Origin of the sequence: Paenibacillus sonchi, from assembly GCF_016772475.1 — a bacterium.
GTDB classification, from domain to species: Bacteria; Bacillota; Bacilli; order Paenibacillales; family Paenibacillaceae; genus Paenibacillus_AQ; species Paenibacillus_AQ sonchi.
This window is the reverse complement of the sequence record NZ_CP068595.1, coordinates 620,571-645,412: the sequence shown is the minus strand read 5'-3', so window position 1 is coordinate 645,412 and position 24,842 is coordinate 620,571. Positions and strand designations below refer to the sequence as shown.

The window sequence follows — 24,842 nt, the reverse complement described above, 5'->3', positions numbered from 1 at the left end:
GATATGAAACGTTGGTACAAAGCAGAAAATCTGATTGCCCTTGCAGGCTGCGGCCTAATCATCTATTTGCTGTTTGTGCAGCCGTTCGTCGGCGTGGCCGATAATGGCGACTTCAAGCGGATGATGAATACAGTGGGGCTGGATTACTATAATGCCGCGGAAAGCTATGCCGACCGCTTTTTCAGCTTCAGCCATTCGAGATTTGCCTATGGGGATTTGTTCCTGGGCTTCTATCCGTCCTCGCAAATTCTGCTGGTGCTGGTGCCGAGACTGCTGGCCGGGCTGGTGCACGGCAGTTATTTTGATATCCGCCTGCTGGCGGCAGTGTATGCGCTATTGCTGCTGGCGGCGACCTGGATGATCGTCAAGCTGGGCGGCAGCCGCTCCTATATTACGGGACTGCTGCTCGGTGCAGGAATGCTTATCGTATTTTACGATATCGGGTATCTGGCCTACTTCAATTCCCTGTTTGGCGAGCCGGTATCGATGGTGTCCATGCTGCTTACTTTTGCACTGGGACTCAGGCTGGCAGGACAGGAGCGGCCGACAACCAAAGGGCTGACGCTGTTTTTTATCGCTGTATTATTTCTTGTCTGCTCCAAAATCCAGAATGCCCCGGTGGGCATAGCCTTTTCCCTGATCTTCCTGCGGCTGATGACACTAAACGGAACGGGAAACTGGCGCAAGCTGGCCATGAGGTTCGCGGTAGCGGTATGTCTTGTCTCGGTGATTATGTATGTGGCGGCGCCCAAAGAGCTGAAGCATATCAACTTGTATCAGACGGTGTTTTTCGGGATTTTGAACGAATCGCCGGATGTGCGGGGAGACTTGCGCGAGCTGGGTTTGCCGGAGAAGCTGGAAGTGCTTGCGGGCACGAACTATTTCCAGTCCGGTACGGCGATCAAGCAGGATGATCCGTCGCTTCAGGCGGATTTCTATGACCGGGTGTCCCATAAGGATGTGCTCTTCTACTATATTAAACATCCCTCGCGGCTGATAGACGGCATGAAATTTGCTGCCCGGAACAGCATGGACCTGCGTCCGTATTACCTTGGAAACTATGAGAAGTCCGAAGGCAAGCCCGAAAAAGCATTATCCTATGCGTACAGCACCTGGAGCCAGTTCAAAAGAGAAGTGCTGCCGCATTCGCTGGGCTTTCTGGCTATATTCTATCTGCTCTATTATGCCGGCGTCCTGTTCGAATATTTCCGCAGCCGGGATCTGCGCGGGCGGATTGCCGGGGAACTGCTGATGCTGCTGGGTCTGATTGGGCTATTTTCTTTCCTGGTACCGATTATGGGGGATGGCAGGGCCGATATCGGGAAGCACTTGTTTCTGTTCAACGTCAGCTTCGATATGATGGCTGTGGTGATGTTCGGCTGGGCAGTCCACAAGCTTGTGCGGCTGGTACAATCCGTTGCCGGGAAAAGCGGCCATTATGGGAGATAAACAACATCAGGCACGTATTGAACAAGCCCGGAAAGAGCTGCACTCCCTGGCCTTGGAGCTGGGGATCAGCCACCCTAAAGTGCTCAGCCAATCGGTGAAGCTGGATATGCTGATCAACGAGTATATTGAATGTCAGACTGACGAGACCGGGGAAATTACCAGGAGAGATCACTAGAATATTATGCAGAATGTCAAAAGACACTTGTACAGGCGAGGGATTAACCTGTGCAGGTGTCTTTTTGTGTACTGAGTGAGAGGGGGTGAAATGCTGTACGTTTTACAACAATCTGACTTCTGAAAAACGAAAGCAAGAGAAATGCTGCACGTAATACAACAAACTAGCGTCTGAAGTGGCAGTAGCACGAGAAATGCTGCATTCCGTGCAACAATCCCCCGCCTGTAGTGGCCGTAGCACGAGAAATACTGCATTCCGTGCAGCACTCCGCCGCCTGAAGTGGCAGTAGCGGGAAAAATACTGCATTCTGTGCAGCAATCTGCCGACTGGGCCGCAGCGCGGAAAATGCTAAATTTCAGACAACTTTCCGCCAGTTGGCAGCCCATTGTCCCACCTTCACTCCCCGTTATCCTTTTCAGCCGTCTCCCAGCAGCTCGCGCAGCATTCCCGCACGGTCGTTCATAAATGCTTTGGTTACGGTGTAGTGCTCCGTTTCTTCCAGAGGGACAGGCCGGATGCCCTCGTCCTCCAGCAGGTATATATCCGCCCCGGGATAGGACATCAGAATCGGTGAGTGGGTGGCGATGATAAATTGCGAGTGCTGCCCCGCCAGCTCGTGCATGCGCACCAGCAGCGACATCTGCCGCAGCGGGGAGAGGGCGGCTTCCGGCTCGTCGAGTATATAGAGGCCTTGCCCGCCAAAGCGGTGGACAAAGGCGGCAAAAAACGATTCCCCGTGCGACTGCTCATGCAGTGACTTGCCCCCGTAGGAATCTTTGATCATAGGAATCTTAAACTGTTCTTCCGGTTCCTCATCCAGCTGGTCAATATAAGAAGCCACATTATAGTAGCTCTCCGCACGCAGAAAGAAGCCGTCCCTTGGGCGTCTCACCCCTTTGACAAGCCGCAGGTACTCATGCAGGCTGGAATGCGAGGAGCGGGTATTAAATGAGAAATTCAGCGTTCCGCCTTCCGGATTGAAGCCCCAGGCTGCAGCAATGCCTTCCAGCAGCGTGGATTTCCCCGTCCCGTTCTCCTTCACAAGGAATGTAACCCGGTTCTGAAAAGCCAGCCGGTTAAAGCTGCGGATCACCGGAAGATCAAACGGATAGGCCTGAAAAGAAGGGACCCGTTCACGCAGCAGCTCCGCATGGCGGATGTAGAGCATGGCGTTATCCATTGCATACATTATCCCACTCTCCCAAACTTCTTAATAGACTCACACTTGCTTCCATAATTGTAGCCCGAGTGGAACCCGTCTGCAAAGGTTCGGGCAGCTTGGGCAATAGACAGGGGGCATATGCCAATTTCGGCGGAATACAGACAGATGTCCATGAGGCGGATGCTGACTCCGCATATAGTTATACTGTCTTGAGAATATAACGGGGCAGGGTGAAAGCTGTGAAATCAAAAAAGAGAAAAGTGCATCCACCGGATTACCGCGACGGTTATCAGGAAGGCTACCGCCTCGGCCTGTGTGAAGCCGTGAGACGCCTGAATTCCCCGGAGGTGGGGGCATGCCGGCCGCTCAAGCTGATGTATGTGCCGCAGGGATTTCAAAGCGATTGATGCGGGAGTAACGGAAGCGCTGGGGCAGCTTGTCAGCGAACTGGTCATCAGCTCTCCGGAGACCATGCTGGAGACAGCTGCCCGCGAGTCGCCGGGAGCTGTGCTGGTCATGAACGGACTGCATGTGTTCCCCGACAATCATCTGGAACAGATCACGGAAATACGGAAACTGGGTATTCCTACAGCAATCTGGTTTGTGGATGATCCTTATTTTACTGAGGATACATCAGTAATTTGCAAGCATTATGACCATGTCTTTACACATGAACTGGGATGTGTGGAGTTCTATCACGACCTGGGAGTGAACTCTGTACATTACCTTCCGCTCTGTGTGAATCCGCAGATGTTCTACCCGCGCCGCACCGGTCCGCAGTATCAATTCGATGTTGTTTTTATCGGCAATGCCTTCCGCAACCGGACAGAGCTGTTTGACGGGCTGGCTCCGTTTCTTCAAGGCAAGAAGGTGCTGATCGCCGGAGGGTTCTGGGAACGGCTGTCCACCTATGAGGAGCTGTCACCTTTTATCAAAGACGGCTTTATTCCTCCGGAGGAGACCGCAAATTATTACAGCGGTGCGAAGCTGGTCATTAATATTCACCGTCCGTGGGAGGGCGGGCAGGACAACCGGAACTCTTTTCAGCTTCCCTCCCGCTCTATTAATCCGCGAACCTATGAAATTAGTGCCTGCGGGACCATGCAGCTGACGGATGTCCGCGAGGATCTGGGCAATTATTACCGCCCGGGCAAGGATTTGGATACTTTTGAAAATCCCGACGAGCTGAAGTTCAAAATCGACTACTATCTGAATCATGAGAAGGACCGCCGGCAGATCGCACTTCAGGGGCTGCGGACGACCCTCCGCCATCATACCTTTACTTCCCGGCTGCCTCACTTGCTGAATGTTCTAACAGCACAAGGATGATATTCAATACGGATTAAAGGAGCGAGTAACCTATGAATAATAATTTTATAATTCCTGCACCGCCGCTGCCACGGACACCGGCGGAAGAAGAGAAGCTCCGGGGCCGCCTGTCCGGCTTCAAGGTAGGGTACGATGAAGGCTACCTGCGGGGAAGACTCGCCATTCTGGATGGCCGGCCGGAGGAGCCGCTTCCGGTTCGCAATATCCATGTGATGTATGTGGCATCGGGTAAAGGCTATCCGTACTCTCCGCTCGATGATGCAGTCCTCTATGCGCTGCAAAAATTGACCACTCAGGTCACGATTACCGATGTGCGGCAGAATCTGGTGGAGCTTGTGGGTGCGCAGCGCCCTGATCTGGTGCTGGTCTTGGATGGAATGGATCTGCCGCTTGACCAAGTGGCCGTCCTGCGCAGTATGGGCATCAAGACAGCCATTTGGCTTACGGACGATCCCTACTATACGGATTTCACGGTAAAAATCGTAGCCCATTACGATTATGTGTTCACGCTGGAACAGAATTGTGTGGAATTCTACCGTGGCTTGGGATGCCCGGAGGTGCATTATCTGCCCTTTGCTGCCCACAGGGAGCATTACCGCCCGACAACCGGACGTTCGCCGGTCAGCCGGGATATCAGCTTTATTGGTTCGGCCTATTGGAACAGAGTTCACTTCTTCCGTGAGATTATGCCGGAGCTGATGAGCTATAACACAATCATCAACGGTATCTGGTGGGATCGGCTGCCGGAGGCGCCGCTCTATGGGGAACGTATTGAAATCGGCAAATGGATGACGCCGCAGGAGACAGCAGTTACCTACAGCGGCTCCAAAATCGTCATTAATCTCCATCGATCCCACATCGACGAAGCAGCGAATAACAACACTTTATTAATTCCTGCGGTTTCGCCGAACCCGCGCACCTTTGAAATTGCGGCCAGCGGAACCCTGCAGCTGTGTGATGCAAGAGATGATATGGGTACTTTTTATACCGTAGGTGAAGAGATCGATACGTTCACCAGCCCGCGCGAAATGATGGATAAAATCCGCTATTACCTCACTCATGAAGAGGAACGCCGTGCGATGGCTTTGCGCGCTTTTGAACGGACGCTTAAGGATCACACGTACACCAGACGCCTGCATAAGCTGTTGACCATAATTTATGGCTAAGCAGTACGAAGCGCATGGGAAATGTGCGTATATCCGGGGGACAGGTGTCGTGCCGGCATCTGTTCCCTCTCAATATACTACTGGAGTACCGGGCATTGGCGTTTGCCAGCAGAATCCCTCGCTTTAACCGCCGTGGTGCCCAAAATTTCAGCTCAAGCAATGCGGGTTTACAGCAGGACATGATCGGTAAAATTTGCTCCGTAAAACTAAGCAGTTGCTTCCGAAGCAAGTTTTACTGCGAAGTTATTTCAAGCAGCAATGCTCCGTAAAACTAAGCAGATGCTTCCGAAGCAAGTTTTACTGCGAAGTTATTTCAAGCAGCAATGCTCCGTAAAACTTTTAGGGAGGTGAATGGCTGCTCCACAGCCCCGCCAAGGAGCGCCGACACACCATGGCCGACAAAGCGACAATCGTGCTCTTTTCCCATGTATCCAATACACGCAGCATTACAGGGGCGGAGAAGCTGCTGCTGTTCTTCAGCCGGGAGCTGTCACCCTACTTCAACTGCGTTCTCGTGGCACCCCAGGAAGGCAAGCTGACCCGGCAGGCGCGAAATAATGGACTGAATGTACAGCTGCTGACCATTCCTCTGGTCTACGGGATGTACACACCCTATGCCGGGCTTGAGCCGGATATCCGCAAATTTCAGGAGAAACTTGAGTATGGCGAGCTGGTAGAGTGGCTTGCTGCCCTGCGCCCGGCGTTTATTATCTCCAGCACCTGTGTTCATGCTTTGCCGGCGATGGCGGCGAAATCACTGGGCATCCCCGTGGTGTGGAAGATCTCGGAGACCATCACGGACAACGATTTCACTTCAATCAGTACAGAGCTGATCCACAAGAACAGCGATGAGATTCTGGCCATCTCCCATACGGCGGCGTCTTGCTTTCCCGAGGATATCCGCGCGGAGAAGGTAACCCAGCTTCCCCCGTCGTGGAATGATTCGGAGATGATGTTCGAAGCCTGGAGCAAGCTGCGGAGCGAACGCCGCCGTGATTTGCGGGTTGCCCCCAAAGAGCCGCTTATCGGTTATATTTCTTCATTTATTAATAAAGAAAAGGGACTGGAGCATTTCGTAAAAATGGCTGTGCTTGTATCAAAGGAGCATCCCGAAGCAAAATTCATGGTCGTCGGGACACCCGGAGATAAAAGCTACTATGAGCGCTGCGTCCGCAAGGTGAAGCTGGAAGGCCTGACCTCATATTTCAAATTTGTAGGCTATGAAGAAAGTCTTCCGGAGGTCTATTGCGCCATGGATATGCTGGTGGTTCCCAGCCTGATCCGCGAGGGCTTCGGTATGACTGCGCTGGAAGGCCTGGCCTTTGGTAAGCCGGTAGTGGCTTATGCATCCGGCGGCTTGTACGAAATTCTCCATGCCGCCGGCTGCGGCGAACTGCTTGCTCCGGTGGGAGACATCGACCAGCTGGCACAGCGGGTGAACAGCCTGCTGAAGGAGCCGGGGCTGGCAGCTGTCGTCGGCAGCCAGGCGCGGGAGCGCGTCGAAGCCGTCTATGGGCCGGCGGCCTACCGCGCGCGCCTGCTCGGCCTAGCGGAGAAGTGGCATCTCCGCTACTGCCCCGCGCTGCCGGAACCTGTCAGCGAACCGGAGCCCCCCGCTGCTGCCGAAGCTTCGGACAGCAGCGGGCCCGCCCCGCCGCCGCAGCCCGCCCCGCCGCAGCCCGCCCCGCCGCAGCCCGCCCCGCCGCAGCCCGCCCCGCCGCAGCCCGCCCCGCCGCAGCCGGAGCCGCAGCGGCGAACTCCCGCAAGCCGCGCAGCACGGCTGCGGCGCGGCAAGCTTCGGCGCGGCAAGCTCCGCCGCGCCGCATCCCGGGCGCGCAGCCGTCCGCGCCCCGGCCGCAAGCGGCGCGCCGCAGGCAGCGCGCGCCGGAGGAGCAGCGGCGGCAAGCCGCGCCGCGCGGGTCATGCCCGCCGCAAAGCGAAGCGGCGGGGCAAAGCGGCCTAGGCACGCCGCCGGGGGAGGCGTGCCCTTCAAGCAGCTGCGCGGTGCAAGTGCGCAGCCGCTTGAAGCCGCGCCGTGCCGCTCAATAACGGCCAGAATGCCGTTATTTCCGCCACCGGCGCGCCAGGCGGAACCAACACCGGCCAATGTGGCGATAATTCCGCCACCGGCGCGCAAGATGCACGCAACACCGTCTGAAGTATAGTTAATTCCGCCACCAGCGCGCCAGCATGCAGGCAACACCGGCCGAAGTGGCGATATTTCCGCCACCGGCGCCCAGATGCACGCAATACCGTCTGGAGTACAATTAATTCCGCCATCAACGCGCCAAATGACCAACACCACAAAGTAATGTAAATTCCGCCACCGGCGCGCCAGCATGCAGGCAACATAGGCCGAAGTTTCATTAACTCCGCCACCGGCGCGCTAGGTTCAGGTTGTTAAGAAGTTTGTATAAGGAACGTACGTATCCTTTCGATGCGCCATGGTTGGGTGAAGTGGAAAAAGTATCACTAATCCGGCCGAAGTTTCATTAACTCCGCCACCGGCTCGCCAGGCTCAGGCTGTTAAGAAGTTTGTATAAGGAACGACGTATCCTCACGATGCGCCATGGTTGGGTGAAGTGGAAAAAGTATCACTAATCCGGCCGAAGTTTCATTAACTCCGCCACCGGCGCGCTAGGTTCAGGTTGTTAAGAAGTTTGTATAAGGAACGACGTATCCTCACGATGCGCCTTGGTTGGGTGAAGTGGAAAAAGTATCACTAATTTGCTCGATAGCCCTGCGTTACACAAACTAAGTGGAAAAAGTACCACTATTTCGGCTCATTTTGCTACTAACGGACAAATATTGCCGAATTAAGTTTACTTTTTCCACCTAAATCTTATGATTGTTTAGTTTCGGGAGAAATAACTATACTTTTTCCCACTTGTATCCGAAGCAACGGCAAAAATGCCGTTAAATCCGCCACTCCCGCACCAATCGCACCCAATAACAGCAAAAATGCCGTTATATCCGCCGCTCCCGCACCAGTCGCACCCAATAACAGCAAAACTGCCGTTAAATCCGCCACGTCCGCACCAATCGCACCCAATAACAGCAAAACTGCCGTTAAATCCGCCGCTCCCGCACCAGTCGCACCCAACACCGGCAGAACTGCCGTTAAATCTGCCGCTCACGTGAAAGTAACCTCTAACAACGGCAGAAATGCCGTTTTATCGGGTCACCCGCACGCCAGACGCACCCGGCAACCGGCCAACTCTGGCGTGCTGTGGCTTAACACCACCCCGCCGCACAATCCTGCGGCAGGCCAACACCCAAAGGGGAGTGAACCCATGAAGATCATGACGATTTTAGGCACACGGCCCGAGATCATCCGCCTAAGTGTCATTATTCCGCTGCTCGATGAGCATGCGGAGCAGCATGTGCTGGTGCATACGGGACAGAACTTCACCGCCAGCCTCAGCGGGATTTTCTTCACTGAGCTGGGGCTGAGGGCACCGGATTATGTGCTTCAGGATAAGCAGGCCGGGCTTGGCGGGCAGCTTGCTGCCATGTTCGGGAGCCTGGAGAGTATTCTGCTCCGGGAGCAGCCCGACCGGATTCTGCTCCTGGGGGATACGAACAGTGCGCTGTGCGCCATCCTCGCTGAGCGGATGGGCATTCCTGTGGTGCATATGGAAGCGGGAAACCGCTGCTACGATTTGAAAGTGCCGGAGGAGAAAAACCGCCGTGTCATAGACGCTGTCTCCACCATAAATATGCCCTATACCCAGCAGAGCAAGCGGCATCTGCTCAGCGAAGGATTTCCTAGCCAGCGCATTGTTTTAACCGGAAATCCGATTCATGAAGTGATTAAGCATTATAACCGGCAGATCGGAGCCAGCGATATTCTGGGCCGGCTGAACCTTATGGCAGGACAGTACTTTCTGGTTACTGCCCACCGGGCCGAAAATGTGGATGATCCCGAATCGCTCCGGCAGATTATGTCGGGATTGAACCTGGTGGCAGAGCATTTTGGCCTACGCCTGATCTGCAGCATCCATCCCCGTACGCGTTCCAAGCTGGCGGAGCAATTCAAGCTGGAGATGAACCCGCTGGTGGAATTTCATGAGCCTTTTGGATTTTTTGATTTTGTCCATTTAGAGCAGTATGCCCTGTGCGCAATCACCGACAGCGGAACCGTTCAGGAGGAATGCTGCCTGATGGGAGTGCCGACAGTAACCATCCGCCGGACCACAGAACGTCCGGAAACGGTGGACTGCGGAAGCAATGTAGTTTCAGGAGTGGAGCAGGAGAGCATATTGCGCTGTACCCGGCTGATGACGTCACTGAGTCCCGAATGGGAGGCGCCGGAAGGCTATTTGACCCCGGATGTCTCTGTTAAGGTAGTCAAATTTTTGCTTGGAGGGAACCTGCATGTTCAATAATAAAAGGATTTTGGTTACAGGCGGAACCGGTTCCTGGGGGCATGAACTCATCCGGCAGCTTTTGCCGCAGAACCCGAAAGAGATTGTCATATTCTCCCGCAGCGAGTCTGCTCAAGTGGCCATGAGCCGCGAATATGAGGATTCCCGCCTGAGCTTCATCATTGGCGATATCCGTGACAAGGACGCTTTGGTGGCGGCGTGCCGGGGCATCGATTATGTCTTTCATCTGGCGGCCCTCAAGCATGTTCCGGTCTGCGAGGACCAGCCGTATGAAGCGCTCAAGACCAACGTGGTCGGCACCCAGAATGTCATTGAAGCGGCCATTGCCAGCAATGTGGAAAAAGCGATTTACATCTCCACCGACAAAGCGGCCAATCCCTCTAATTTCTACGGGATGACCAAAGCCATCGGGGAAAAGCTGTTCGTCTACGCCAACCTGCTGGGCTCCAAAACCCGGTTCGTGACGGTGCGCGGCGGGAATGTGCTGGGAACGAACGGCAGTGTGGTTCATCTGTTCATGAAGCAGATCAAGGACAAGGGACAGGTGCGGATTACAGATATGAAAATGACCCGCTTCTTCTTCACTCTGCGCGATGCCATCACCCTGCTGTTCAAGGCCTCTGAGGTCAGCCTCGGTGGTGAAATCTTTGTAATGACCATGCCAACCTGCCGGATCGTGGATCTCGCCGAAGTGCTGATTGAGGCTTCAGGCAGACGGGATGTGAGCATTATTGAAGCAGGTATCCGCCCTGGCGAAAAAATCCATGAGATTCTGATGAGTGATTTCGAAAGCCAGACGACGGTTGTCTACGATGAGCAGTATCTGGTCATCCTGCCTACACTGGATATGCCTGAATTAAAAATCCATTACAGCAGGTATCCCCATGTTTCCTTCAACAGCTTCAGCTCCGAGAACAACCTGATGGACCAGAGGGAGATCAAGGAGATCCTGATCCGGGGAGGGTTCCTGCAATGAAGCTGCTTATCCTCGGCGGAAACGGTATGGCGGGTCATATGCTGGCGGATTATTTCCGCCGTCAAGGCAAGCATCACGTCTTCCATACAACCCGGGATAAGAGTGATCTTGGCGGGCTGTATGTAGATGCCGACGATATTGCCGGAGTTGAAAAGCTGGTCGAAATCGTCTCTCCCCATTGCATCATCAATGCGCTGGGCGTGCTGAATCAATTTGCCGAACGTGACCGGATCGGCGCCTACCATGTGAACGGGTTCCTGCCCCACCGGCTCCGCCGCGCGGCGGACGGTGTGCGTGCCCGGCTCATCCATATCAGTACCGACTGCGTGTTCGAAGGAACACGCGGCGGTTATACAGAAGACGATACGCCTGACGGCACATCTGTGTATGCGATCACCAAAAGTCTTGGAGAAGTGCGGGAGCCCGGGCACCTGACGATCCGAACCTCTATCATTGGCCCGGAAATCCGCCCTTCGGGCATCGGGCTGATGGAATGGTTCCTGGCCCAGCGGGGGCCGGTATCCGGATACCGGCGGGTGATGTGGAACGGGGTAACTACACTGGAGCTGGCCAAAGCTATAGACGCTCTGCTGGAACCGGAGATCTCCGGGCTGATCCATCTGGCCCATCCGCAGCCGGTCAGCAAATATGAGCTGCTACGGCACATGCAGGCAGCCTTCAACAAAGAGGATGTGGAAATTATCCCCGAGTCTGCGCATGTTCAGGACCGCACATTGGTCAGCACGAGAGCGGATGTTCAGGTGCAGCTGCCTCCGTACCCCGTGATGCTGGCAGAACTGGCGGCCTGGATGAAGCAGCCGGCGATGTCGATATGAAGGCGCGGAGAATTCTGATTACCGGAGCTTCCGGATTTACCGGAAGGCATGCCGTGGCTTACTTTCATGCAGCAGGAGCGGAAGTGACTGCCGTGGTGCGGAGTGCAGCAGCAGCTTCCGGCATTTTTCCCGCAGGTGTGAAGCAGCAGGTCTGTGATTTGAGCGACCGTAAGGCAGTGAACACAATGATTGAAGAGGTTCAGCCGGATGAAGTGCTGCACCTCGCCGGCAAAAACTCAGTCCCGGAATCCTGGCAGGACCCGCTGCTCTACATGGAAACGAACGTCATGTCTACGCTCTACTTGCTGGAGGGATTGCGTACCCGGCCGGCCCGCCGTATTCTGGTGGCCGGCTCCCGGCTTAAGTTCAAGCCGGGCCTAGCGGGAGGACCGCCTCATCCGTACAGTCTGAGCAAAACCCTGGAGGAACTGGTATCTCTGGCCTGGTGCACATTATTCAAGCAGCCGGTGCTGCTTGCGGAACCCTGCAATCTGATCGGGCCCGGGCCGTCTACAGGCTTCTGTTCCCTGCTGGCACAGCATATTGTGCGCAGTGAGGCCGCTGCAGGCACTTCTGAAACCCTTCCGCCGTTTAGGCTTTCCTCACGGTTTGCCCTCAGGGACTTTCTTGATGTGCGGGATGCGGTCAGAGCCTATGACTGTATTCTGCGCAGTGGAGAGCCGGGGAAGATCTACCGTATTGATTCCGGCACCCTGCGTGGACTTGGCGCGGTTGCCGGGCAATTGCTGGCCCATGCGGCTGCTCCGGTAGCGATGGATTGGGGGCCGGTGGAAGCGGCTGCGGAGCAGGAAGCCGCTTTATCCGCAGCTGCCGTTCCGGCAGCGTTGTCCAGCGCATTAGTTAATCAGGAAGAAGTATCCGCATCCCCCGAGGACAATGCTGCCTGTCTCGGCTGGAGCCCGCTGATCGAGCTGTCCCGTTCACTTGCGGATATTGTGGACTATTACCGGGCAAGCAGAGAAGGAGGTGCTTCATGAAACCGAGAGTATCCGTGGTGATTCCTTTTTACAATTGCCCTTATATCGAGCAGGCGCTGCAAAGCGCCTTGAACCAATCCTGGCAGCCATATGAGATCATCGTTGTTGACGATGGCTCCACTATGCACACAGACCGGATTACGCCGTACCTCCCGCACATTCACTATCTGGGGAAGGCTAATGGAGGAACCGCGTCCGCACTGAATCACGGAATCCGTCATGCCACAGGTGATTATGTTGTCTGGCTCAGCTCGGATGATATGTTCTACCGCGACAAGATTAATAATCAAGTGCTGTTCATGGACCAGAACCGTCTGCTGATTACCTACACCAACTTCAATTATATTAATGGAAGCACACAGCTGACCGAGCTTAATGCAGCAGTGGTATTTCCAAGCTATCTTGACTATTTGCGCTGTTTTCTGCAGGGCAATCCGATTAATGGCTGCACCGTAATGTTCAAGCGGGAGCTGTTCGCCGCCATTGGGCTTTTCGATGAGTCGCTGCCCTACACCCATGATTATGACCTGTGGTTCCGGGCGATTCTGAACGGATATCCGCCTGTGATGCTCAATCAGTCCCTGACTGCCTACCGGCGGCATGACGGAATGGGAACACTCAAGCATTATGATGCCATTATGGCTGAAGCTGCGGCGACCAATGCCCGTTACACCCCCATGCTCCGCAGTTTAATTGCTTCCATGGGCGGCTGAGCAGCAATCTGGTAGATGTGGGAGGTTAGAAACTATGTACCGGGAAATTAAAGTAAAGGACTTCCTTCCGGTTCTGCTGGAGCATCTGAAATTCGCAGAAACGATACTCGATGTGGGCAGCGGAACCGGTACGTTGCTTGAACGCTATGAGGCATCGGTTGTGATTGGCCTGGATATTCACAGGCCCTATCTCCTGCACCGCAAGTATACAGCGTCCCATATCATTCCGGTGCATGCTGATGCGAGACATATCGATAAGCTGTTTCTGCCGGGCACCTTCTCGGCGGTAACACTGATTGACTCTTTGGAGCATTTCACCATGAGCGAAGGCAAGGAGCTTTTGCGGAAAGCGGAGGTGATCGCAGCGGGCCGCGTGGTTGTTTTTACCCCACGCGGTTTTTTTCCCCAAGAAGGAACGGATCATTACCATCTGCAAGGAGAGTACTATCAAAAACACCGGAGCGGCTGGGAACCGGAAGATTTTTTGGGGCTGGGATATGCTGTAACTGTGCTGAAAGGCTTTCATCACGCGGAGAATCCTTCCTTCCTGGAAGCGTTCGGACCGAATCATGCGCCACTGGACGCCTTGCTGGCCTGCAAAACCGTATAACTAATCCATCCGGGAAGGAGGTGAGCGCATGAACTATGGAACCAGGGTTTCGGTGATTATCCCTTTTTACAATTGTTCATACGTGCATCTTGCCATCGAAAGCGTACTTGCGCAGAGCTACCCGGATATAGAGATTATCGTTGTGGACGACGGGTCGACCCTTCACACGGAAAAGCTGGCGCCTTACAGCGGGCGGATCAAAGTGCTCCGCAAAACAAACGGCGGCACTGCTTCAGCCCTCAACCTGGGAATTTCCTCGGCCAGCGGGGCATATTTCGCCTGGCTAAGCGCCGATGACTGTTTCCACCCCGATAAAATCGGCCGGCAAATCGCAGTTATGCTTGCTACACAGACCTCCTTTAATCATACGGCTTATTACTATATCAATGAGCTGGGAGAGCGTTTTTCCGGAAGGATCAGTGTGCCATTTCACAGCAAAGCTGAGCTGATCGAGACCCTGATGACGGGCTGTCCGGTGAATGGAAGCTCTGTGATGCTGGATATGAACGTTTTCAAGAAGGTCGGATTGTTTAATGAGAAATTGCTGTATACCCAGGACTATGATTTATGGCTGCGCATTTTGGCTTATTATGAATGGTCCTACATTGAAGATCCGCTGCTGGATTACCGGGTGCATCAGGAAATGGGCTCCATTATCCATAGTGAGGCGCAGAAGCGGGAGATTAAGCAAGTACAGGAACTGCATCACAAGTCGCTTGTACGGCTGCTCCGGAAGGAGAGAAGAAAATGAGAATAACCTTTCCCGTTCTGACTCTGACCAGAGGGGGCGCGCAGAGGATGCTGGCCGAACTGGCCAATCGTCTTGCGGATGGAGGGCATGAAGTAACCGTTCTGATGCCCTCCCAAGGCATTGTCGAATACCCGATGCGATGTCCGGTTATTTTTGCTGGCGATACCGTGATTTCGGAGGATGATTTTCCGGCGGGCGATGTCATTGTCTCCAACTACTTCACGACTGTTCCTGTATCGCAGCGGGCCAGCGAACAAGGCAAGGGGATAAACATCCGGCTCGCACTCTGTTATGAGCCCACGTTCCTGCCGGACAACAACCAGTCGTTTGCTTCCTATCATCTAACACCGAATTTGCTGGTGCTTTCCCGCTGGCAGCAGAGTATCGTCCGCATTAATCATGGAATCAAAGGCAGAATTGTGCCGATTGGCCTCAGCTCTGACTTTTATAATATGCATATCCGCGAAGCGAACAGAAAGCTTATAGTGTCTGCCATTGTCCGCAAGCCGGAGGGCGGTTTTTCGGGGCATCGGGAACAGGAGTATCTGCTGCAGCAGCTGGATATGATTAAAGGGCAGCAGCCGGAGGCCGAAATCTGCCTGATCACTCCACCGCGTGAATATGCGGAATCCCCATGGCTGCAGTCTCTTTTTAAAGATGGGCATTACCGTCTGCGTACCCCCTCGAGTGATGAAGAGCTTTGTTACCACTATAATGAAAGTGATATTTTTGTCAGCTCCAGCACCTATGACAGTGGTTCGCTCCCTGGTCTTGAAGCGATGCGCTGCGGGGCGGCCCTCGTCACGGTCTATTCCGGGGGCAATCTTGAATACTGTGTCCATGGAAGCAACTGCCTGATGTCGTACCGGTATGAAAACCGGCTGGCTGAAGATGTGGTAACGCTCATCCGGAATAAGGAGCAGCGTGAACGTCTGGCCATTAATGGAGCAGCCGACTCCCTGCGGTTTACCTGGGAGAAGAGCTATAATATTTTTCAGGCAGAGCTGTATGATATTGTATTCAAACGGGGTTGAAACAGCGCTCCATCCGGCCTAAAGAACCTTCAAATCCACGTGACCGTGTGGGATTGAGGGTTCTTTTGTATTTAGAAAATGGCGAAGGAGTTCAACATTTCCCGGAAAGACTGGGCATATTTAACGGAACCGAAACTGGAGACCATATGGAGACGGCCATGCTCGCGGATAGAGTCCCGGAGCGGCAGATTATCCATAAGCTCCAGCCCCTCTTTGACGGCGGCTTCTACATTGCCCAGCGGATAGAATTTTCCGGTCACATTATGGATGATGAAAGAACGCACCCCGTCGGAATCCGTGCTCAGCACCGGGCAGGTACAGCAGACAGCCTCGGCAACCGCATACCCAAAGCCCTCAGTGATTGAGGAAGACAGCAGGAATCCCCCTGAAGCGGCTATGGAAGAGTAATACACCGGCATGACATGATTGGGAATATTGGTGAAAACATTCAGCCGGTCATGCAGTTCGAGAGCATGGAGCTCTTCGTGGAACAGCTGCTTTTGCTCGCTGGTTGCAAGGTTCGGATCATGAAACATCCATAGATGCAGCTCCGGCTTGCTGCGGCGGATTAAATGGGCAACTTTCAGATATTCGCTCCAATTCTTATTCGTCTCCAGGCGCCCTACCCAGGCGATAACCGGATCACATGGTGCTTCATCGGGAATGTACCGGAACGACTGGACATCCACAATATTAGGAATAACATACCGCTGGAGCCATGGGCAGATTGAAATGAACAGCTCCAGCAAGTGATCTGTGGGCGGTATCAATACAGCGTTACAGTATGAACGTAAAAAAGGCACTGCCTCCGTGATCAGAAGCTTCGCGTCTGTGCGTGTTCCCAGGCCTTGGGATTCATAGATCAGGATTCGGCTGTATCCCAGACGGCGCAGACGCTCCAGCAGTAAATAATCCGAGGTTACAATTATGGCATCATAGTTATGGGTGTCCAGCACCGCTTTGATATCCGCGTCTGTGGGGGCGATAAATACAGGGAAGCTTGCCGGGCTCTGACTGATTGAACCCGACCTCAAATACAGCACATGACACTCGATGCCGCTGCGCAGCAGACTTTCACACCGCAGCTTGTTCAATGTCTCGACTCCGCCGCTGGCCACATAAAATGTAAATAAAACCTTCAAGGTCATCCCTCCTGAATTTACCTTGCGGAGAAACACTGGCGCCCTTTGCAGAAGCAGGGCTGCTGTTTATAAGATACGCCGGACTGCCCTTACACGTGACGGTGAAAGGGCGGCATGCCAAATCCTTTCAGGATAGCCTGGCAAGATGGGGGCCATCCTAATCGTTGTTACGCGGCACAACTAACAATTTCGAGGATGGAGGATGAGTTCATGTTGCGATCGAAGATCAGCATGTCGGTTTCCGCTGCCCTGCTTCTGGGCGTGGTTAGCATCACAGGCTGCGGGACCAATAACACGGCAAGCGATAATAAAGTTCATACCCAAAATGTGCGGGGAACCCATGACGGAAGGCTGGGTGTTAACTCCGTACAGGGAGTTAGAGCCAATGCCTTCGATAAAATGGAAGTCAGCGAGGAGCTGGCTGACCGGATTGCAGCCATGCCGGAGGTTCGTTCGGCGAATGTGGTAGTGGCAGGGAAAAGTGCATATGTTGCCGTAGTTTTGGATGAGGCTTCAGGCGGAGTCCATGCCAAAAGCAACGGAAATACCACGCGTATTAACAGCTACAACGGCACGGCGGGCCCTTCGGGAATGGTAGCCGGCAGCGGAAGGATTTTGGGACGCACAACGACCGGAATCACAGGCAATGGCGACACGCGGGGTTCCAGAAACGGCGTGCCTGGAATGACAGGGGTAGGCGGTTCGATGACAGGCATTCCGGGAAGCCTGTCCACCGGAAGAGGGACTGTGGGTGGAACCGGCTTGGCCAATCCGGGGGCTTTTACAGGTAATGGCGGCAACGGAATCATGTCCGGAAACAACATGACCGACGGCCGGGTCCTGAAGCGTGATATCGATAGAGGTATGGGAACGGCGGCGGGCACACGCTCGATCACCCCATACAGCACGAATGGAACAACTGGCATGAATGGAACAACTGGCATGAATGGAATGAATGGTACTAATGGTATGGGCACTGGTGCGGCAAACGGAACGAATGCGAATGGTGTGAACACGCTTGCCAATGATACCGTCACCCGGGACATGAAGGACAAAATTGCCGCCGAGGTCAAAAAGTACGATAAAAATATTGATAATGTCTATGTATCGGCCAATCCGGATTTCGTGGACCGGGCTAACTTTTACGCCCAGGAATTCCGTGCAGGCCATCCGTTAAGAGGCTTTGCGAGAGATTTCGGCACAATGGTGCAGCGTATCTTCCCGACCCGCAGCGGATATTGATCTTCATCCAAAGGATTGTCTGAGACAGTGCAGCAATGAATGCAATTCCTGAACTTCTGTTAAGTATTCTTATCTAAGGGATAGATTATTTCAAGCAATAAGTACTAATAGGCAAAAAACAGCCCCCTCCCGGCATCTAACACCGGGTGCGGGGCTGTCTTGATAAATCAGGGCATTTGGGGATCAGCGATTTTACGTCCGTTGATCCAGACTTCTTGCAGGTTCAGCTCATTATCCAGCAGCAGGATATCTCCGCGTTTACCGGCTTCCAAGGTCCCGATGGTCCGCTCAAGGCCAAGAGCTTGAGCCGGTGTCAGGCTTGCGGCTCTGGAGGCTTCCTCCAGAGTCAGGCCGACCTCCTGAACCAGATAGCGGAACCCCCGGATCATGGTCAGCGTGCTGCCCGCGAGAGCTTCCGGATTCTCCTTCAGCCGGGCGACACCGTCACGGACCAGAACGGGAAGGTCCCCGATGGTATATTCGCCGTCACTGAGGCCGGTCGCCGACATGGCATCTGTGATCAACAGCAGATTGCCTTCTTTCTTGAGGCGGGCGAGCACAGAGATGGCTGCCGGATGCACATGAATCCCGTCGGCAATAATCTCCGCACGGATACGCGCATCGAACAGGATGGCGCCCGCGGCTCCGGGCTTGCGGTGATGGAGCGGGGTCATGGCATTGAACATATGCACAGCCTGATTCAGTCCGGCATCGGCTGCGGCGATAACTTCTTCAAAGGAAGCGTTCGTGTGTCCAAGCGCTGCGGTGACTCCGTGCTTCCGGAGCCAGGTGATGGCCCTAAGCGCACCTTCTCCTTCCGGAGCGATGGTTACCTGCCGGATTAATCCCGGATACAAGGTTTCCCACTGCTCCAGCCATTCCACATTGGCAGGAACAATATGCTCAGGGTTTTGCGCCCCTGACCATTTGGGACTGATGAACGGGCCTTCCAAATGAACCCCCGCCAGCTGGGCATAGGGCATGGGGGCAGAACGGAAGGCGTGAACTTCTGAGAGCACCCGGTCAATATCCTTTTTGCCCGCTGTCATGGTGGTGGCCAGCATGGTGGTTGTACCCTGCGAAGCATGATACCGGGTAATCGCCGTTAGCGCATCCGCATCCGCATACATGAAATCGAAGCCGTCTCCGCCATGCACATGCACATCAACAAATCCCGGAATAAGCAGGCCGCCGCTTGTTTTCTCATTGCCTGCAGGCCACTGGGTGTAAGCTTCCGGCAGCCAAGCGGCTTCCCCGGCATAATGAATGGCCTCCTCCGATACAGCAATTACGCCCTCCCGGATAATCCCTGCCGGTGTCAGCACATTCCCGAACAACAGCCGGCCTGTCGTTATTTTAGCCATTTTGCCGCTCCTTCATCGAGCAGTACAACAACATTGGGATGGCTCTGGAGCAGGGAAGCCGGACACTGTGTCGTGATAGGCCCTTCAAGCGCATTTTTTACCGCCTCCGCTTTCTCTTCGCCGCGCACCAGCAAAACAATTTGCCGTGCCTTGAGAATACCGCCAATTCCCATGGTCACCGCCTGCCGGGGAACATCTTCCCGGCTGTCGAAGAAGCGTGCATTGGCTTCCAGTGTCTCCGGCAGCAGGTCAACGACATGCGTGCCGCTGGTGAGGCTGGCATCCGGCTCATTGAAGCCGATATGACCATTGCTGCCGATCCCCAGAATTTGCAGATCCACCGGACCGCCTTCCTCCAGCAGCTTATCATAGGCAAGGCATTCCGCTTCAAGATCAGCCGCGTTGCCGTTCGGCACATGGGTTTTGGCCAGATCGATATCAATGTGATTGAACAGGTGTTCATTCATGAAGCTGCGGTAGCTCTGCGGATGATCCACAGGCAATCCGACGTATTCATCAAGATTGTAGGACGATGCCTTGGCGAAGCTGACGATGCCTTTGGCATGCATTTCCACCAGCTTGGCATAGACGCCAACCGGCGAGCTTCCGGTAGCAAGGCCCAGCACAGCTTTGGGATTGCTCTGCAGCAGGCTTACAATCAGATTGGCACCGGTTTGCGCGAAATCTTCATCGCTTGTAAACTTCAAAATATTCATTAAGATTGACCTCCCCGTTTGTGACGGTAATGTTGGACATTCAAATAAGACTGCTCCAGCTTGGGAATGAAATCTCCAAACCGTGTGCTGACCATTCCGGTGAACAAAATATCGATGATATGCAGTTGGGCGATCCGTGAAGCCATGTCCCCCGCCGCATCCCCTGCTCAGAGAGGAAGAGAACAGCGGGATGTCGGCCAGAGTAGCCAGTGAACTGCTGCCGTAAGAGGTGAGTGAGATGGTAGCCGCCCCGCTCGCGGCGGCACAGCTTAAGGCGTCAATCGTTTCCGGGGTTTCTCCCGAATAAGAGACCGCGAACGCCACGTCACCCTCCTGGAGCGAAGAAGCGGACGTAATCTGCATATGGGAATCAGCAAAAGCGGTGCAGTTCACGCCAATGCGGATCAGCTTCTGATAGAAATCCTGGGCCACGATCGAAGAGGTGGCCATCCCGTACATATCCACCCGCCGGGCCCGGCATAATACATCAATAGCGCTCTGCAGCCGTTCAAGGTCAAGGAGGGAAGTGGTATCACGGATGGAAGCGAGATGATTGGCCTGCATTGCTTCCACAATTACCGAAAGCGGATTGCCTGCGACAATATCCTGATAAGAAGACCCGCTGCCCTCAGGAGAGCCGTCACTGTGGGCAATCTCCGCCGCCAGCTTGACCTTGAAATCCGGGAATCCTTTGAAATGCAGAACCTTGCAGAACCTTGTAATCGTAGCAGGGCTGATACCGCACTGTTCTGCCAGCTCCGTGATGCCCATATGGACTATTTCTCCGGGAGAGGCCAGAATCCGCTCCGCCAGCTTGCGCTCCATCTGTGACAGCTTGGATTTCTCATGCTCCAAAGCATACAGAATAGGAGACATCGCTCCACCTTCTTTTCTTTAGCATAATGAAATTATTTTTATTATTATACTGGCATACAAGAAAATTATTTTCATGAATAGAATAAGGCAAAACCCCTGAGGTTGCAAGAGGGATTTTGACTTGCTATTTAGCCATCCATTTAGGGTACAGATATTCAAGCATTCGGGCTGTCCATATCTGCTTAGTAAAGTGGTCTTTTGAACATGTTTTTAACCGGAATACAGCGCTGGTGTCCGCCAGAACAGCAAAAAACCCCCCTGGACCGCAGGGAGAGGATTGGTTGTCCGCAAGCTGCTGGCTCCATGGAGGGGGATATGGGAAGAGGATTCTGAAAAGTTCAACCCGTTCCCGGGTTAGCTGTATTTACTGCAGTTAAAGGGACCTGCAGAACCCATAATTCTTGCGTTAAATGTATTCTGTGCAGCTAAAAATAGCTAAAGCCCCTCGTTTACGGAATCGCTGCTAATCTAACTGTACCAAGTGCAATTAAGTTGGTTTCAGCATGAAAATTGGGCGTTTTAGTTGTATCAAATACAATTATGCTAGGAAGGGGTGCCATTTTCAGTAATACAGCCGCTATTCCACTATCCGTGATTTGCCGGCTGCTGTTCTGCTGCGCAGAAGCTCCCAGCAAATGAAGGCCAGTATGATCAGCTGGGGCACCAGGGTTTCCCAGGTTGGGTATAAACCGAGCCAGCCGATGGAAGGCAGGCCGTTCTCCGCATGTGCCGGAACTCTGCCCGCTACCTGGAGGGAGTGTATGCTCTCGCCGAGGAAGCGGAACACCAGATAGTAGATCAGTACGGTGGCTATGCGGAAAAAAACAGCAATCGGCAACTTTGCACTTAAGGCGATAATGGCATACCCGAGAATGATCAGTACGACCAGAGCGCCCCCGATGCCAAGCAGCAGCTGCGTGACGGCAATGGAAGGCGCCATTCCCACATAGAAAATGGTCGTTTCCGCACCTTCACGCAAAATAGCCAGGGCTGCTACCAGGAACAGGGACCATAGATTGCCTTTGGCCAATGCCCCGTCAACCTGTACTCCTACATAATTGTTCCAGGCAGCGGTATTGGATTTGCCATGCAGCCAGCGTCCGATTGTGAGCATCATTATCACGGCAACGAGCCCGGTAATGCCTTCGATCAGCTCCCGTGCGCTGCCGGAAGCCGCTTTGGAGATGGTTAGACTTAAGATAACCGCCAGCAGGATGCTTACCAGGAGTCCGGCTGCGGCACCGGACCAGATCCAGCGCTGCGTTTTGGGCGTACCGTCCCGCTTAAGATAAGAAAGAAGGGCGGCGAGCACAAGAATGGCCTCCAGACCCTCACGGAGCAGAATCAATGCGGCATTCCAGGCGGTGTAGCTTGTTTCTCCCGCCAGAGGTGCCAGCTCCGACAGCATGTTGTCCATGGCCGCCAGCGCCTGCTCCAGCTTGGGCGGATTGGAGAGAAGATCTCCGGTGACCGCTGCGCTCTCATTTTCAATATTGGCATACACTTTGGGCGAAGCGATCTGCACCTTGCCTTCAGCTGAAGGCCAAGCGGCGATGAACTGCTCCATAATGCCCGCTGCTCCGGCACTGTCACCGGCAGTTGCTGCAGCAGAAGCCTGCTTCAGGTATCCGATCAGCCCTTCAATGGATGCCGGTTCAGCGGAGGCTCTGCCGGTGTCTACGGCTTTGCCTTCACTATAGCCGGCCAGCAGGGTGTACAGCGCTTCCGCCTCCGTGAGCGCAGCTTCTCCGCGCACCGGCTCTGCCTGCAGCGAGATGCGCAGCAGGCTCATCTTCGTCTCCAGCAGGCCGTAGACTGCTGGATTATCGGCCCGGATGCCGCGCTCCGCCGGCGTCCAGCCGTTGACGACTGCGCGGTACGCTTCCGCGGCCGCCGCAAAGTCCCCGCTGCGCGCCGCCTCCCGCACGCGTTCGGCAGCGGGCAGCAGCTTCGCCGCCGCATCGCGGCCGGCGGCGCCAGCGTCCGCGCCGCCCGTGCCGGAGGCGGCGCTCACATAGGCGTCCACGCTTCTGGCTAGCGTGGACAGTGCAGTTTTGGCGGGCGTGCCGCCACCCGCCTCAAGGGCATCCGCCGCTTCCAGAAGCGCGGCGTCCACGGCGGCAGCCGGACCGGCGAGTGCCGGGTCCGGCGTCCCTGCGTTCGCGCTGCGCCACAGCGCGGCGAACGCGTCAAGATCGGCGGCGGCCGCGTCCCAGCGGCTCTGGCCGGCTTCGACGAGCGCGCTGCCGACCGGCGGCAGCAACTCGTCCAGCGGCGGTTCCGCCGCCGGGGCTGCCGCTGCCGGCCTGCCGAGCAGCAGGAACAGGCAGCCTAGCAATACGGCTGCCTGTATTAACCTAAGCGTCCCCGGCTTATCCGTACGCCGTCTCACTTGTGTATCCAACCTGCGGGTTTCCGTCACAGTCAGACCTGGATGGTTGTCCCGCCGCTGGACTTCCCGCACGTTTTTTTCCTTATTCTGTATAGCTGCCAGCATCGGGATCATCCCTTTCCATGGGAGCCGGGCAGGCCGGGAATAGGGCTTGTGCGCTTCTATAGATTTGTGTACCCGTTCCTTCACTGCTGCGAACCTCCGTTTATCTGTTTTTGTTACGCTCAGCCGAGCAGAGTTTCCCCGATATAGCCGCCTTCGCGCACGCCGGGGAAGCAGGCAAAAACCGCACTCCCGGTATGCACCATATATTCGTTCAGCCGGTCATTTTTGGAGAGGCGCTTCTGAATGCTCACGAACTGCTTCACCAGATCCTTCTGGAAGCTGATGAACAGCAGGCCCGCATCTAACTGCCCGGTGGTAAGATCCATTCCGCTGGAAAAGGAGTAGGAGCGGCGCAGCATTTTGACCGTACCGTCTCCATGGGCAAGTGCCGAGTGGGAATCCGGCGGGATGACGGGTTTGCCTTCCGCGTCCGCCGCCTCAAGGTTCAGCTTGGCGAATTCGTCTGTGGCTCCGATAGGTGCGCCGCTTTGGCGGTGGCGGCCGAAGGTGGCCTCCTGGTCGCTTAACGTGGAGCGGTCCCATACCTCAATGCGCAGCCGTACACGGCGTACAGCCATGTAGGTGCCGCCCTGCATCCAGGCGGGGCTTTCGCTGCCGCACCAGACCACCTCGCGCATTTCGGCATCGTCAGTCACATCAGGGTTCCCAGTACCATCCTTGAAGCCAAGCAGATTGCGCGGAGTGCCGCCTTTGGGATCGGCATTGCCTGTGCGCTGAAAGCCTTCCTGTGTCCAGCGCAAAACCGCTGTTCCTCTGGCGATGCGGGCAAGATTCCGTATGGCGTGGAATGCTACCTGCATATCGTCCGCGCATGCCTGGACGCACAAATCACCGCCGCACCACTGCGGCTCCAGACTGTCCCCCGCAAATGGCGGGAGATCGGCGAGAGTGGACGGGCGTTTGGCAGCGAGTCCGAAACGCCCGTCAAACATAGCAGGTCCCACGCCAAAAGTAAGCGTACATTTGGAAGGTGTAAGCCCGTCGGCCTCTCCGGTATCGGTAGGAGGCAGATTGGGGTTGTCATTGGCGCTGCCGATCAGGCTCCCGGAGGTGAGGGCAGCAGCTGCAGCAGTCCATGACTGGAGCAGCTTTTGGACATCAGCCAGTCTGGTGGTCGTCAGGTCAAACGCAGCAAAGCACAGGAAGTTCTGCGCAGGAGTCAGAATTCCGGCCTGATGGCTCCCGTAGAACGGGATGACATCCGCACTGGAGACTTGCGGAGCGGATGCTGCCCGGCCGGTGGCTTCACGTGCTGCCAAGATGCCGCCAACGCTGCTGCCGCCCAGCAGCAGTCCGAGCCCGGAGGCGCCGGTAAGCCGCAGCATCTCGCGGCGGCTTAGTTTTTTATCGAAGATGGGTGCCCCTTTGGCATCATTGTTATCTGTAGGTTTCATGCG

General features: G+C 54.9%; 20 protein-coding genes and 2 pseudogenes. 14 read left to right on the top strand and 8 right to left on the bottom strand.

Annotated features, from left to right (window positions below):
• Positions 1-3: 3 nt before the first annotated feature.
• Both wsfD and JI735_RS02900 read left to right on the top strand, forming a co-directional pair.
• A complete protein-coding gene (wsfD, locus tag JI735_RS02905; RefSeq protein ID WP_051051495.1) occupies positions 4-1,449 on the top strand; it encodes a glycan biosynthesis hexose transferase WsfD in 1,446 nt (481 codons plus the stop codon).
• Positions 1,439-1,624 carry an aspartyl-phosphate phosphatase Spo0E family protein gene (locus JI735_RS02900; RefSeq protein ID WP_039832995.1) on the top strand — a complete coding sequence of 62 codons (186 nt, stop codon included), beginning with the start codon at positions 1,439-1,441 and terminating at the stop codon, positions 1,622-1,624. The genes wsfD and JI735_RS02900 overlap by 11 nt, the downstream gene beginning before the upstream one ends.
• Positions 1,625-2,039: 415 nt before the next feature.
• On the opposite strand, the gene JI735_RS02895 is transcribed toward JI735_RS02900, so the two are convergent.
• Positions 2,040-2,813, bottom strand: coding sequence for an AAA family ATPase (locus JI735_RS02895; RefSeq protein ID WP_039832996.1), 774 nt, complete (start codon positions 2,811-2,813; stop codon positions 2,040-2,042).
• A gap of 203 nt (positions 2,814-3,016) precedes the next feature.
• On the opposite strand from JI735_RS02895, the pseudogene JI735_RS02890 reads away from it, so the two are divergent.
• From JI735_RS02890 to JI735_RS02880, 3 genes and pseudogenes are all read left to right on the top strand, one after another.
• A pseudogene (locus tag JI735_RS02890) lies at positions 3,017-4,115 on the top strand (CgeB family protein).
• A gap of 32 nt (positions 4,116-4,147) precedes the next feature.
• On the top strand, positions 4,148-5,281 hold the full coding sequence (locus tag JI735_RS02885; protein ID WP_051051497.1) for a CgeB family protein: 1,134 nt from the start codon (positions 4,148-4,150) through the stop codon (positions 5,279-5,281).
• A gap of 391 nt (positions 5,282-5,672) precedes the next feature.
• Positions 5,673-7,244, top strand: coding sequence for a glycosyltransferase family 4 protein (locus JI735_RS02880; RefSeq protein ID WP_202677030.1), 1,572 nt, complete (start codon positions 5,673-5,675; stop codon positions 7,242-7,244).
• An 879-nt stretch (positions 7,245-8,123) separates the two neighbouring features.
• On the opposite strand, the gene JI735_RS02875 is transcribed toward JI735_RS02880, so the two are convergent.
• Positions 8,124-8,387 carry a hypothetical protein gene (locus JI735_RS02875; protein WP_233476218.1) on the bottom strand — a complete coding sequence of 88 codons (264 nt, stop codon included), beginning with the start codon at positions 8,385-8,387 and terminating at the stop codon, positions 8,124-8,126.
• 187 nt (positions 8,388-8,574) lie between these two features.
• Here JI735_RS02875 and wecB point away from each other — a divergent pair, with 187 nt between their 5' ends.
• Genes wecB through JI735_RS02835 form a run of 8 tightly spaced genes read left to right on the top strand, consistent with a single transcriptional unit; the run spans position 8,575 to position 15,587 of the window.
• Positions 8,575-9,669, top strand: coding sequence for a non-hydrolyzing UDP-N-acetylglucosamine 2-epimerase (gene wecB / locus JI735_RS02870; RefSeq protein ID WP_039835333.1), 1,095 nt, complete (start codon positions 8,575-8,577; stop codon positions 9,667-9,669).
• Positions 9,659-10,645 (top strand): polysaccharide biosynthesis protein, encoded by a 987-nt coding sequence (locus tag JI735_RS02865; protein ID WP_039835332.1) that lies wholly within the window; start codon positions 9,659-9,661, stop codon positions 10,643-10,645. The genes wecB and JI735_RS02865 overlap by 11 nt, the downstream gene beginning before the upstream one ends.
• The gene (locus tag JI735_RS02860) at positions 10,642-11,481 is read left to right on the top strand and encodes a dTDP-4-dehydrorhamnose reductase family protein (RefSeq protein ID WP_039835331.1); all 840 of its coding nucleotides are present in this window, start codon (positions 10,642-10,644) and stop codon (positions 11,479-11,481) included. Before JI735_RS02865 ends, JI735_RS02860 begins: the two co-directional genes overlap by 4 nt.
• Positions 11,478-12,479, top strand: a complete 1,002-nt coding sequence (locus tag JI735_RS02855) for an SDR family oxidoreductase (RefSeq protein ID WP_202677027.1) — start codon at positions 11,478-11,480, stop codon at positions 12,477-12,479. Before JI735_RS02860 ends, JI735_RS02855 begins: the two co-directional genes overlap by 4 nt.
• Positions 12,476-13,192: a glycosyltransferase gene (locus tag JI735_RS02850; protein WP_039835329.1), complete on the top strand. Its 717-nt coding sequence runs from the start codon at positions 12,476-12,478 to the stop codon at positions 13,190-13,192. The genes JI735_RS02855 and JI735_RS02850 overlap by 4 nt, the downstream gene beginning before the upstream one ends.
• Positions 13,193-13,226: 34 nt before the next feature.
• On the top strand, positions 13,227-13,802 hold the full coding sequence (locus JI735_RS02845; protein WP_039835328.1) for a class I SAM-dependent methyltransferase: 576 nt from the start codon (positions 13,227-13,229) through the stop codon (positions 13,800-13,802).
• 28 nt (positions 13,803-13,830) lie between these two features.
• Positions 13,831-14,553, top strand: a complete 723-nt coding sequence (locus JI735_RS02840; protein ID WP_039835327.1) for a glycosyltransferase family 2 protein — start codon at positions 13,831-13,833, stop codon at positions 14,551-14,553.
• The gene (locus JI735_RS02835; protein WP_039835326.1) at positions 14,550-15,587 is read left to right on the top strand and encodes a glycosyltransferase family 4 protein; all 1,038 of its coding nucleotides are present in this window, start codon (positions 14,550-14,552) and stop codon (positions 15,585-15,587) included. The genes JI735_RS02840 and JI735_RS02835 overlap by 4 nt, the downstream gene beginning before the upstream one ends.
• A 71-nt stretch (positions 15,588-15,658) precedes the next feature.
• On the opposite strand, the gene JI735_RS02830 is transcribed toward JI735_RS02835, so the two are convergent.
• A complete protein-coding gene (locus JI735_RS02830) occupies positions 15,659-16,735 on the bottom strand; it encodes a glycosyltransferase family 4 protein (protein WP_039835325.1) in 1,077 nt (358 codons plus the stop codon).
• A gap of 204 nt (positions 16,736-16,939) precedes the next feature.
• Between JI735_RS02830 and JI735_RS02825 the strand changes: the two genes are divergently transcribed.
• Positions 16,940-17,971, top strand: a complete 1,032-nt coding sequence (locus JI735_RS02825; protein WP_039835324.1) for a YhcN/YlaJ family sporulation lipoprotein — start codon at positions 16,940-16,942, stop codon at positions 17,969-17,971.
• 167 nt (positions 17,972-18,138) lie between these two features.
• On the opposite strand, the gene nagA is transcribed toward JI735_RS02825, so the two are convergent.
• The 5 genes and pseudogenes from nagA to efeB all read right to left on the bottom strand — a co-directional run bounded on the left by nagA (position 18,139) and on the right by efeB (position 24,839).
• Entirely contained in the window at positions 18,139-19,335 is a 1,197-nt protein-coding gene (nagA, locus tag JI735_RS02820; RefSeq protein WP_039835323.1) for an N-acetylglucosamine-6-phosphate deacetylase, read from the bottom strand.
• A complete protein-coding gene (nagB, locus tag JI735_RS02815; RefSeq protein WP_020425665.1) occupies positions 19,323-20,051 on the bottom strand; it encodes a glucosamine-6-phosphate deaminase in 729 nt (242 codons plus the stop codon). Before nagB ends, nagA begins: the two co-directional genes overlap by 13 nt.
• Positions 20,051-20,927, bottom strand: a pseudogene (locus JI735_RS02810) (MurR/RpiR family transcriptional regulator). Before JI735_RS02810 ends, nagB begins: the two are co-directional and overlap by 1 nt.
• 577 nt (positions 20,928-21,504) lie before the next feature.
• The gene (locus JI735_RS02805; RefSeq protein ID WP_233476217.1) at positions 21,505-23,508 is read right to left on the bottom strand and encodes an FTR1 family iron permease; all 2,004 of its coding nucleotides are present in this window, start codon (positions 23,506-23,508) and stop codon (positions 21,505-21,507) included.
• A gap of 35 nt (positions 23,509-23,543) precedes the next feature.
• Positions 23,544-24,839, bottom strand: a complete 1,296-nt coding sequence (efeB, locus tag JI735_RS02800) for an iron uptake transporter deferrochelatase/peroxidase subunit (protein ID WP_202677026.1) — start codon at positions 24,837-24,839, stop codon at positions 23,544-23,546.
• Positions 24,840-24,842 lie beyond the last annotated feature (3 nt).